The 12,352-nt window shown below is 30.4% G+C and carries 8 protein-coding genes; 7 read left to right on the plus strand and 1 reads right to left on the minus strand.

The window, feature by feature from the left end:
- The first annotated feature begins 373 nt into the window (after nucleotides 1-373).
- The 6 genes from Q5N74_RS08940 (at nucleotide 374) to Q5N74_RS08965 (ending at nucleotide 10,878) form a co-directional block, all read left to right on the plus strand.
- Nucleotides 374-5,332, plus strand: a complete 4,959-nt coding sequence (locus tag Q5N74_RS08940; RefSeq protein ID WP_304388440.1) for a translocation/assembly module TamB — start codon at nucleotides 374-376, stop codon at nucleotides 5,330-5,332.
- Between the two features lie 5 nt (nucleotides 5,333-5,337).
- Nucleotides 5,338-7,629 carry a BamA/TamA family outer membrane protein gene (locus Q5N74_RS08945; RefSeq protein ID WP_304388441.1) on the plus strand — a complete coding sequence of 764 codons (2,292 nt, stop codon included), beginning with the start codon at nucleotides 5,338-5,340 and terminating at the stop codon, nucleotides 7,627-7,629.
- Nucleotides 7,630-7,767: 138 nt separating this feature from the next.
- A complete protein-coding gene (locus tag Q5N74_RS08950) occupies nucleotides 7,768-8,586 on the plus strand; it encodes an ABC transporter permease (RefSeq protein WP_304388442.1) in 819 nt (272 codons plus the stop codon).
- Nucleotides 8,586-9,329, plus strand: coding sequence for an ABC transporter ATP-binding protein (locus tag Q5N74_RS08955; RefSeq protein ID WP_304388443.1), 744 nt, complete (start codon nucleotides 8,586-8,588; stop codon nucleotides 9,327-9,329). The genes Q5N74_RS08950 and Q5N74_RS08955 overlap by 1 nt, the downstream gene beginning before the upstream one ends.
- 6 nt (nucleotides 9,330-9,335) lie before the next feature.
- Nucleotides 9,336-10,061: an MlaD family protein gene (locus Q5N74_RS08960; protein WP_304388444.1), complete on the plus strand. Its 726-nt coding sequence runs from the start codon at nucleotides 9,336-9,338 to the stop codon at nucleotides 10,059-10,061.
- A gap of 10 nt (nucleotides 10,062-10,071) precedes the next feature.
- Nucleotides 10,072-10,878 (plus strand): mechanosensitive ion channel family protein, encoded by an 807-nt coding sequence (locus tag Q5N74_RS08965; protein ID WP_304388445.1) that lies wholly within the window; start codon nucleotides 10,072-10,074, stop codon nucleotides 10,876-10,878.
- A gap of 120 nt (nucleotides 10,879-10,998) precedes the next feature.
- Here Q5N74_RS08965 and Q5N74_RS08970 read toward each other — a convergent pair whose 3' ends face one another.
- A complete protein-coding gene (locus tag Q5N74_RS08970) occupies nucleotides 10,999-11,184 on the minus strand; it encodes a CsbD family protein (protein WP_304388446.1) in 186 nt (61 codons plus the stop codon).
- Nucleotides 11,185-11,624: 440 nt separating this feature from the next.
- On the opposite strand from Q5N74_RS08970, the gene Q5N74_RS08975 reads away from it, so the two are divergent.
- The gene (locus tag Q5N74_RS08975) at nucleotides 11,625-12,266 is read left to right on the plus strand and encodes an NADPH-dependent F420 reductase (protein WP_304388447.1); all 642 of its coding nucleotides are present in this window, start codon (nucleotides 11,625-11,627) and stop codon (nucleotides 12,264-12,266) included.
- Nucleotides 12,267-12,352: the final 86 nt, after the last annotated feature.

Genomic DNA, 12,352 nt, shown 5'->3' on the forward strand with positions numbered 1-12,352 from the left:
TAAACAAAATTTATGAAATTTATGATATAATATTACCTTGATTGGAATAAATCTTAGTCCATATCAGTGTTTTTATTCGATTTTGATTTTATTTTGCGTTATAGTCTAATTATTAGATGGAAGTGTCTTATCCTGTAAACTTAAAATATTAGAAGAATTGACTATAATTATGTAATTGACTGAGCGTATAATCGTACTATCTTCACAGAAATATTTTTTAATAGTTTAAAATTGATGATAATAAAAGCAAGTTGTAGTTTTATGAAATAAATTTAATCGAGATTAGATGTTTATACATAAACCAGCTTTAGCTTAAAAGTATTATTAGTAAATTAATGTTTAAGAATTTTTTTAAATTAAAACAGCTTGAAAATTGAAAAAAGTCGCTAAAATTATTTTAAAAGCCTTACTAATATTTGTAGCGTTTTTTTTATTAATTGTACTTGCTCTACAAATCCCTTTTATTCAGAATTTAGTTAAAGATAAGGCTGTCACTTATCTTGAATCTAAGATAAAAACCAAGGTAGAAATTGGCTCCATTGAAATAGGTTTGCCTAAGAAAGTTATATTAAATGATGTTTACTTTGAAGATCAAGCGACAGATACTTTACTCGCAGGTAAATCTTTAAAAGTTGATATTAATTTATTACAATTACTAAGTAATAAAGTTATAATTAATTCTATTGACTTAGAAAAAATTACAGCTAATATTAAAGTAAATAACGACTCAGTTTATAATTTCGACTATATCATTAAGGCATTTGAAACCAATGATACCAAACCAGATAGTGAACCGATGGAGATTTCGATTAAAAAAATCAATCTTAATAACATCAAATTCACTTATAAAGATGCCGTAGCCCAGAATAATATTGGTTTAATTATTAATCATTTTGACACGAATATTAGCAAGTTTGATTTAAAAAAATTAACATTTGATGTTCCTGAAATTAATTTAAACGGATTGCAACTTATTTTAAATCAAGATTTGGTAGAAGCGACTAAAAAAGCAACTAAAAAAATTGAAGAGGCAGCAGAAACTACCACCTTAAAACTAAATCTTAAAGACATTAGTTTAGAGAATATTGATGTAAATTATAAAGATGCTATAACCCACCTAAATACCAATTTTCAGTTTAAAAAGCTTGATACAAGAGTTAAAAGAATTGATTTAGAGAAACAGGTTATAGTTTTAAAGTCTATAGAGCTGAACAACACGCACGGAGAGTTTACGCTAACTAAATCAATTAAAAACAAGGAGGAAACCACTGAAAAAGCTTCAAGTTTGCCATGGGAAATTGGAGTGGAACAAATTTCTGTTTCCAATTTTAACTTCAAGTTTGATAACAATAATACTTTAATAACGCAAACAGGAATTGATTATAATCATTTAAAATTAAGTGATTTAAATTTAAAGGGTAGATCCATAACCTTGGGTGACGATGCTTATAGCGCGATTATTGATTCCTTTACTTTTAAAGAAAATAGTGGTTTTCAATTAGATGCATTAACCACGAAATTCAACTATACTTCAAAAGGAGCTTCTTTGAAAGGCTTGTTATTAAAAACACCTCAAACAACTTTACAAGATAATATTTTGGTGACTTATCCTTCACTTGAATCCATTAGTGAAAATTTAGAAAACCTAATCTTAGATGTCCATTTAAAAGAGAGTAAACTGGGGTTTAAAGACGTTTTGTTACTTGTTCCGCAACTTAGTTCAAACGCTGTTATTAAAAATAACCCGAATGCCATTGTGAACTTCAATGCTAATGTAAAAGGAAAATTAGATAACTTAAAAATAGAGACATTCAACGCTAACGGCATTGGAAGTACACTTGTTGATATAAAGGGGGCAATTACAGGTTTGCCCAATATTGACAGGAGTATTTTTGATGTCACTATTATAAATTTTGAAAGTTCATCTCAAGATGTTTATGCGTTCACACCTAAAAATACAATTCCAAATACCATTCAACTCCCTGAAAACTTTAATGTAAAAGGAGTTTTTAAGGGGAGCTTGAATACGTTTGAAACTAATTTAAACTTAAAAAGTACTTTTGGAAACGCTATCGTAGAAGCAACATTTGATCAATCTCGAAAAAATAACGAAAAATACATGGCAGATGCGCGGGTAGAAAGTTTTGATTTGGGCAAATTAATTAAAAATAAGCAAATTGGGAAAGTGACGGCAAACGCTACAATAAATGGTAAAAGTCTTGATCCTTCAACAGCATCAACCACATTGAATTCAAAAATTGTAACAGCAATATTTAATGGTTACAATTATAAAAACATAAGCGTCGACGGAAGTATTGATAAGGGACTTTATGTCACTAATATAAGCTCTACAGATCCAAATCTGGACTTTGTATTAGACGCCCAAGGTTCTTCAAATTCAGAAAAACCAACTCTAGATTTAAAGCTAAACATTGAACTTGTTGATTTAAACAAGTTAAACCTTCATGCAGGTCCTTTAAAAATGAAAGGAAATGTTACGGCTAATTTTGAAGATTTAGATCCGGATAATTTAAATGGAAGTGTAAATGCTAATAATTTTTTGGTAGCCTTAGAAACGGAACAATTTCCTTTGGATACTATAAGTATTAGAGCTATTTCTAATGTTGAGAAAGATTCTATAATCTTAAAATCTCAATTTGCTAATGGATTAATTTCTGGAAACTATAAATTATCAACCATTAGCGATCAATTGGTTAATTCAATTTCAAAGTATTATAAAATTGATAATGAGTATGTTAAGGATGAGGGAAATCAGAATTTTGATTTTGATTTCATTATTAAAGACAACACTATTATCAAAAAAATAATTCCAGAAATTATAGAATTATCAGAAATCACGATAAATGGGTCTTATAATTCAGTGAATGATTCCATTGTGATTAACACTTTTATTCCCAGGTTAAATTATGCAAGCAATGAAGTTTCAAATGGTGAATTAAAAGTAACTACCAAGGAAAGTGCTTTACTTTACGATTTGTCTTTTGGTAAAATTAAAAACGAGCAATTCGAAATTCCGCGTACTATTTTAAATGGGAAATTAGAAAATAACACTGTAGATTATACTTTAAATATTAAAGATTTAGAAAACAAAAACAAGTATTTGATTTCTGGAGTTTTTAAGGATAGTGTGGGTGCCTCAATTATCAGTTTTAATCCTGAAAAATTAATTCTAAATTATGAAGACTGGAAAATTGATGACACTAACCTTATAAAATTAGACAAAAACAACATACTGGTTTCTAATTTCAAAATTGAAAAAGAGCAGCAATCTTTTTCAATTCAGTCTGATGGTGATACTGTTACTTCACCAATTGAAGCGAAATTTGAGAATTTTAAATTGGAATCTTTAACCAGTATAGCTATATCTAATTACGAAATTGGTGGTACTATAAATGGAGATGCGACTGTAAACAATATTATGTCAAACCCTTTATTTATAACCGACTTGAAGGTGGAGAATTTTAGAATTAAGAAAGATACCGTTGGAAATTTAGTAGTAAAAGTAGATAATGAAACTACAAATCTCTACAAAGCAAGCATAACCTTAAAAGGTTTAGATAATGACCTCAATATTGATGGTAATTACAGCATAAGTAGCGAAAGTTTAGACTTTAACGTTGATATTCAGAAATTTCAAATGACGTCGTTGCAACCATTTACTTTAGAAAACTTGAAAGAAAGTCAGGGTTATTTAAATGGAGAATTAAATGTTTCGGGGAAAGCTTCAAACCCGAATGTTAATGGGAATATTAAATTTAATTCTGTTGGTTTTGTGGTTGTTCCTTTAAATTCAAAATTTAAATTGATTAACGATAATATTGTTTTTAATACCAATAAAATCATTTTCGATAATTTTAAATTACAAGATGAAAATGATAATCCATTAAAAATAAACGGTTCTATAAATAGTAGTGATTACACCAATTTAGGATTTAATTTAAATGTTATTGCAGATAATTTCAGGGCAGTTAACTCGACATCAAAGGATAACGATTTGTTTTATGGTGAATTGTATTTGGATAATAATTTAGGAATTAAAGGGACTTTAGATAGCCCAATTATTGATGGAACAGTTAAAATTAACGCAGATACAAAGTTCACTATCGTGTTACCGCAAAGTGATCCCTCAATCGCAGACAGAGATGGCATTGTTGAATTTATAGATCAAGATCAACCTGTTTTAATTACGGTAGAAGACCCCATAAATAAAATGGTACAAACAGAGGTAAAAGGCATTAGTGCTTCTGTAAATATTGTTGTTGATAAGAAGGCAGAAATATCTATTATTATTGATGAAGCTAATGGGGATTACTTAAAACTACAAGGAGATGCAGAGTTAACAGGAGGTATTGATCCATCCGGGAAAACAACTTTAACTGGAAAATATGAATTTACAGGCGGAGCTTATGAAATGAATTTCAATTTAATAAAAAGAAAATTCGAAATTCAACCAGAAAGCTACATCCTATGGACTGGAGAGCCTACAACAGCAAACATTAACATAACCGCTGTTTATAATGTAGAAGCTTCACCGTTGGATTTGGTTGATGATCAATTAGTAGGATTAACTCCAGAAACTAGAAATACCTATAAACAAAGAATTCCTTTTGAAACAAATTTAATAATGAAGGGAGAATTGTTAGAGCCAAAAATCACATTTGATATTATTTTACCAGACGGTAATAATAACGTTTCCACTGAAATAATTAATACAACCCAAGCAAAACTAGAGCAAATAAGGAGAGATGAGGATGCCCTAAATAAACAAGTGTTTGCGCTATTGTTATTAAATCGCTTTATAGGGGAAAACCCTTTTGAAAGCCAAGCAGGAGGTTTAAGTGGTGCTTTTTTAGCCAAACAAAGTGTGAGTAAAATTCTGTCGCAGCAACTTAATAATTTGGCAGGAGATTTAATTAAAGGTTTTGAACTAGATTTTGATCTTCAGGCGACAGAGGAGTATTCATCTGGAGAAAGACAAGAACGAACAGACTTAAGCGTAGGGCTTTCAAAACAATTATTGAATGACAGATTAAAAGTGACTGTAGGTAGTAGTTTTGGTTTAGAGGGTGCGCCTCAAGAAAATGAGCAAGCTACTAATATAGCTGGAGATGTAACAGCCGATTACTTAATTACAAAAGATGGTAGATATAAAATAAGAGCCTATAGAAAAAATAACTATCAAGTAGCTTTACAAGGTCAAGTTATTGAAACAGGTGTGGCATTTATAATTACTATGAATTATGATAAGTTTAAAGAATTATTTCAGAAAAAACGTAATGCTAAGTTAAGCAAGGAGAAAAAGAATAAATAATTACAATGAGAATTAATAATTATATAATACTACTTTTTTTAGTCACCTTATTTTTTGGGTGTAGTGGGACACGGAAAATTCCGGAAGGCGATTTATTGTATGTTGGGCATCATATCAAGGTTGAAGGAGGCAATGTTTCAAAAAAAACTACAAAGAAAATAAAATCGACTTTGAATGATTTGGTACGTCCAAAACCAAACAAATCAATTTTAGGAATGCGTCCCGGAATCTTTTTTTACAATTTAATTGGTGAAGTAAAAAAAGATAAAGGCTTCAAGCATTGGGTGAAGTATAAACTAGGAGAGGAACCCGTATTAATGAGTAAGGTGGATTTGGAGTATAACAGGAAAATGGTGCAAAACCATGTAGAAAATAAAGGGTTTTTTAATGCCGAATCTAAAGTTGACTCCATTAGAAATGGTAAGAAAGCTGAAGCCAATTATGAGGTTAATTTACACAATCAATATAGAATTAAATCTGTTGTTTTTCCAAAAGATTCTATTCTACTTTCGAAAGAAATAGATATGCTTAAAGAAAAAAGTGTATTAATGGTAGGTAAACCTTATGATTTAGATATCATTAAAAGTGAAAGAACAAGAATAGACGCAAAATTAAAAGAACGCGGTTTTTATTATTTTAATGAAGACTATATTTTGGTACAAGTGGATAGCACAGTTGCAAACCATGAAGTAGATTTACTTTTAAAGTTAAAAAGAGACATCCCTCAAAAAGCTAAAAATCAATATTCAATCAATAATGTTTTTGTCTATCCCAATTACAATCTAAAAAAAGATGCGATATCTGCTAAGGAGTTGGATACTATTAAATACGCAGATTTTACTATAATTGAGAACAAAACTTTATTTAAGCCTTTTATATTTGATAAAACGCTATTGTTCGATAAAGACGATTTATATAACAGAACGACTCATAATTTGTCATTAAATAGATTAATAACTTTAGGAACTTTCAAGTTTGTGAAAAATGAGTTTAAGGAAAATATGGATTCTTTAAGAAATCAATTAGATGCGTATTATTATTTAACGCCTTTACCAAAAAAATCAATTCAATTAGAGGCATTGGCAAAAACGAATTCAGCAAATTACTCAGGTACCGAATTAAATATAAATTGGAGTAATAGAAACACATTTAGAGGTGCAGAATTATTAAGAGTGTCTGCATTTGCTGGTTTAGAAGTTCAAGTTTCTGGACAAAATAATGGGTTTAATGTGTATCGATTTGGAGGAGAAGCTAATTTAATTTGGCCTCGTTTTATTTCACCTTTTGAAATGAGTTCAGGAAGTGCGTATGTGCCAAATACAAAAGCGTCTATAAGTTATGAGTATCAATTAAGAACAAAGCTTTATTCCTTAAAAACGTTTAATAGTTCATTTGGCTATTTATGGAAGGAAAACGAAAGAAAGGAACATAATTTTAAAGTTATTAATATAGCCTATACGTCTTCCAATAATGTTTCAGATTTGTATAAGTCTCAAATCGAAGAGAATCCGTCACTGCAAAAAGTAATAGATAAACAATTTATTTTGGGTTCAACCTATTCGTATACTTATACAAATACGATGTTGAAAAATAAAACAAACAACATCTATTTTAAGGGAGAGGTAGACCTATCAGGGAACTCAGTAGGCTTGTTATTGGGGGCTAATGATGGAGATAATCCGAAAAATATATTAGGAGTTCCTTTTAGTCAGTATTCAAAATTAGAAATGGAGTTTCGTCATTATTATAACTTTAATAAAGAAACGACCCTTGCCAGTAGAATTATTTTAGGGGCGGGTATTCCGTATGGAAACTCAAAAGAGTTGCCTTTTATAAAACAGTTTTTTATTGGCGGAACAAGTAGTATTAGAGCCTTTAGAGCACGTTCTGTAGGTCCTGGTAGTTTTAATGGCGATAACGTTACTAATTCATTTTTGCCAGACCAGTCGGGTGACTTGAAGTTGGAATTAAGTACAGAATTAAGAACTAAAATATACAATATAGTTAAAGGAGCCGTATTTGTAGATGCAGGTAATATATGGTTGCTAAATGAAAGTTTGGAAAAACCTGGGGCTCAATTTTCTGGTGAATTTTTAAATGAATTGGCGGTAGGAGCAGGCGTTGGGTTGAGATTCGATTTCAGTTTTTTAGTTTTAAGAACAGATTTAGCATTTCCTTTAAGAAAACCATATTTACCGGAAGGAAACCGGTGGGTTATGGACGATATTAAATTAAGTGATAGTGGGTGGAGAAAAGAAAATTTAATATTCAATTTGGCTATTGGGTATCCGTTCTAGTTTTGTTTCTAAATTATGCATACAAATTGCTAACTTAAATATGGTTTTCATTGATATTCTATAATATTATATTAAAATCTTGTAAATCTTAAACTTAAAAAGAGTGTAACTTTATTCGTATATCTTAAGAATAAAATTATGCCGAAAAGATTACATTATTCAGATAAATCATCTTTAAATCTAGCTTCTTTTATCCCTATGGTAAAAGAAAAAAGCACGACATTTTTTATAAATATTGCGAATGTTATTCAGTATTTAAAAACCATATTAAGAAATATTTTTACCAAAAAATTTGAGTTTCAGGAGTTTTTAAAGCAATGCTATCAAATTGGGAATAAATCGGTGGGTTTAATTTCTATTACCGGTATTATTGTGGGCTTGGTGTTAACAATTCAATCGAGACCACCTTTGGTAGAATTTGGTGCCGTAGCGATGTTGCCAGGTATGGTAGCTGTCTCGATAATTCGAGAAATGGGACCTGTAATTACGGCTCTAATTTGTGCAGGTAAAATAGGCTCGAGTATGGGTGCCGAATTAGGTTCTATGCGAGTAACAGAGCAAATAGATGCTATGGAAGTATCGAATACAAACCCTATAAATTATTTAATTATCCCTCGAGTGCTTGCGGCTACTATAATGATACCGTTGCTTACTTTGTATGCCGATGCTATTGGAATTTTTGGTAGCTGGTTAGGAATCAATATTAAAAATACCGTAAGTTTTCAATTATTCATGAATCAGGCTTTTAAGCAAGTAGAATTTATCGATATCATTCCTGCTGTAATAAAAACATTCTTTTTTGGTGCCGTAATTGGTTTGGTGGGTTGCTATAAAGGGTATAATGCGGGTAGAGGAACAGAGAGTGTTGGTATTGCTGCAAATTCGGCAGTAGTAACCTCTTCATTATTATTAATCATTGTAGACTTAATTGCTGTACAAATAACCGATTTATTATAATGGAAAAAAGTACAGACAACATACTCATCGATATCAAAAATCTTAAAAAAAGCTTTGGAGATCAAAAGGTGCTTGATGGTATAACCTTGCAACTTTATGAAAAGGAGAATTTAGTGGTATTAGGGAAATCAGGTTCAGGGAAATCGGTTTTAATTAAATGCATTGTAAATCTTTTACAGCACGATGAAGGTAGTATTACGGTTGGAGAACATGAATTAACCGATATTAATGAAGAGGATTTAATAGAAGTACGCAAAAAAATAGGTTTTCTTTTCCAAAGTGCGGCCTTGTATGATTCCATGACAGTAAGAGAGAATTTAACCTTCGCTCTATCAAGATTAAATGAGAAGTTTTCTGAAGAAGAAATGGACGTAAAGATTGTTGAAGCTTTAGAAAATGTAGGTATGCCAGATTCTATAGATAAAATGCCCTCAGAATTATCAGGAGGAATGAAAAAAAGAATTGGTTTAGCGAGAACCTTGGTGGTAAATCCTAATATCATATTATATGATGAACCCACGACGGGTTTAGACCCCATAACTTCTGATGAAATAAGTAATTTAATAAACGAAACTCAAGCTAAATTCAACAATGCATCCATAATAATTACCCACGACATTAATTGCGTAAAAACAGTTGCAGATAGAATTGCCATGATAAAAGACGGAAAAGTTTATAAAGTAGGCAATTTAGAAGAATTTGTCAGCGATGATGATCCATACATCCAATCATTTTTTAAATAAATAGTCATGAAAAATAACAGCAACGCTTATAAAATAAAATTAGGGATTTTTGTATCTTTAGGATTATTGATATTATTTGTAATTATCTTTTTTATAGGTAGTAATCAAAATTTATTTAGCTCAAAATTTAAAGTCAGTACTAATTTTCGAAACGTAAGTGGTCTCCAAATTGGCGCTCAAGTTCGTTTCTCTGGAATAGCAGTGGGAACTATAGAAAGTATCTCAATCATTAATGATTCTACGGTGAATGTGATCGCTATGATGGATAAGAACATTAAAAAATTCATTAAAAAAGATAGTAGAGCATCCATCTCATCTGAAGGTGTTATTGGTGATAAATTATTAATTATTTCTCAGGGAAGTTCAAAAGTAGCCGAAGTAGAGGATGGTGCATCAATTAAATCTTTTGAGCCAGTAGAATTCGATGAGATATTAGCGTCTATAAAAGTTACTGCGGAAAATGCAGAAGTTATAACCGATGAATTGGCCGCTATGTTAATTGATATTAATGAAGGAGAAGGAACTTTGGGCAAATTGTTAAATGATGAAGGTGTTGCCAAAGACATGGAAAAAACCATGAAAAACCTAAGAAAAGGGTCAAAAGGTTTAGAAGAAAATATGGAAGCAGCCAAAAGCAATTTTTTACTTAGGGGGTATTTTAGAAAGAAAGAAAAGGAAAAAGAAAAGGCTAGGGAAGAAGCTGAAAAAGAAGCTGAAAAATTAAAAGAATAAATTGAGATATATGGAATCAGAAATGAATATGCTAAAGGAATCACTATACCAGTCTTGGGTAAATTTAGTTACCCGGCTACCAAATATTCTATTATCAATTTTGGTCTTTATTATCGGGATGTTTATCATCAAAATGATTAATAAATATGCTAAAAAAATAGTTGTCTCGAAATCCAATGATCCATTAATAGCAGATTTTATTTTAAGTGTTATATCCCTTGTTTTAACTGTTATTTTGTTTGTGATTTCCTTGGGTATTTTGGGCTTTGATGATGTGACTAACAAAATTTTAGCAGGTGCAGGATTGACCACTTTTATTATAGGTTTTGCCTTAAAAGATATTGGCGAGAATTTTATAGCAGGCATATTAATGGCCTTTCAGAGACCTTTTAGAATTGGAGATTTAATTGAAATTGATGGGGTGAAAGGAAGAGTTATAGAAATGAGATTGCGATCTACAACCTTAAAAACAATTGATGGGATCGATGCTTATATACCAAACGGTTCTATTTTGAAAAATAATTTAAAAAATTACACGATAGACGAATTGATGAGAGACAGCTTTATTATTAAAATAACGTATAATGATGCTGTAGAAGAGGTTTTGGAAACAATTAAATCTGCTTTATATAAAAATAAATATGTATTAAAAAGTCCTCCACCAATAGTCGTAGTTGATGATATTGAAAATGAAAAGGTGCATATTACAATACATTATTGGTACAGAACAGATGAAACCAAAGCACCAGGGATGACCTTGAAATCTGATTTACAATTAGCGATACACTCCGTTTTAAATGCCATTAAATTGGATTAATTAATATGGAAAACACCAAATTAGATTTTACAGAATCACATATGAATTATTATATATTAAAAATGCCCCTAAATCATATTTAGGGGCATTTTGTTACTAATAAATAAAATTAAGAATAAACTACCAAGATTCAATCTCGTTTTTTAATTCTTCTTTTTTCTTTCCTGTTTTTTCTTGAAGTTTACCCAACATTTCGTCGAATTTACCTTCCGAATAAGTTAAATCATTATCAGTAAGATCACCATATTTTTGTTTGAACTTACCTTTGATTTGTTTCCATTTTCCTTCTATTTGATCTGAGTTCATAATTTTTGATTTTTAAATTAATAATTCATTTTTTTATCTTAAATAAAATTACTCAATCAAATGAATTCCCATTAACTCAAAAGATCAATTTATTGACGCGATAGATTGTAAGATATTATTCTCAATAAAAAGAGTAATGATATAAGAAAGTATTTTTATAATAGTAGTTTTATCATAAAGTGAATATGGACAAAATGAGAACTTAGTATAGTTTGTAGTAGGTTCTTATTTTGATTAACCCTTTATATTTTCTGAGTTAATAATCGTTTGATTTAAGTTAACGTGAATTTTTATAAATACATAATTTGTGATAGTCAGTAAGTTTATGCGTTTTTGATCTAAAACAGATTAAAACAGTAATAACAAACACTATTGAAGGTGTGCTGATTTATGGTGCTTAAAAGTAGTATTAATAAAAATAAATTTTAAATTAGAATATTATGAAAATAGGAATTATAGGAAGTGGAGATATAGGTGGAAATTTAGGTAAACATTGGGCTAAAGCAGGGCATAGTGTACTGTTTAGTTCTAGGCACCCTAATAACCTTAAAAGTTTGGTTATAGAAGCAGGAGAGAACGCTAGAGCGGTTAGTGTATCAGAAGTTTTTGAAGCGAATGCCGATGTGTATTTATTGGCAGTCCCATTCAAAGCTATTGATGAGATAGCAGAACTTTATGCGGGAGAATATGATGGTAAAATTATTATTGATGCTACAAACCCGTATCCAGAACGGGATGGTGTGGTAGCTCAAAAGGTAAGAGCTGCCAATTATAATGCTTCGGAATATACGGCAATGAAATTTGGTACTGCAAAAACAGTGAAAGCATTTAATACTATTTATGCTGAACATTTAAAAAAGCGTGCGTTTAGCAATACAGATAAAATTACCATTCCGTTTGCAGCTCAAGATCAACAAAGCAGGGAAAAGGGAGAACAACTTATTGAAGATATTGGCTTTGATTCACTGTATATAGGAGATTTAAGTGCCTCTCATATTATGGATCCAAATCAAGCTCTTTATGGTAAATCTCTTGATAAAAATGAGTTAGAAGCATTGGTTAATGCAACAAAAGTACATTAGCCCAATTAACTTTTAGGAGGTTTTTAATCGCTTTTTAAGTTCAGGCGACGTAGGTATTCAAAGAAAATAATATAAGCAATATTCTA

The sequence above is a fragment of the Mariniflexile sp. AS56 genome, assembly GCF_030552475.1.
Taxonomy (GTDB): domain Bacteria; phylum Bacteroidota; class Bacteroidia; order Flavobacteriales; family Flavobacteriaceae; genus Mariniflexile.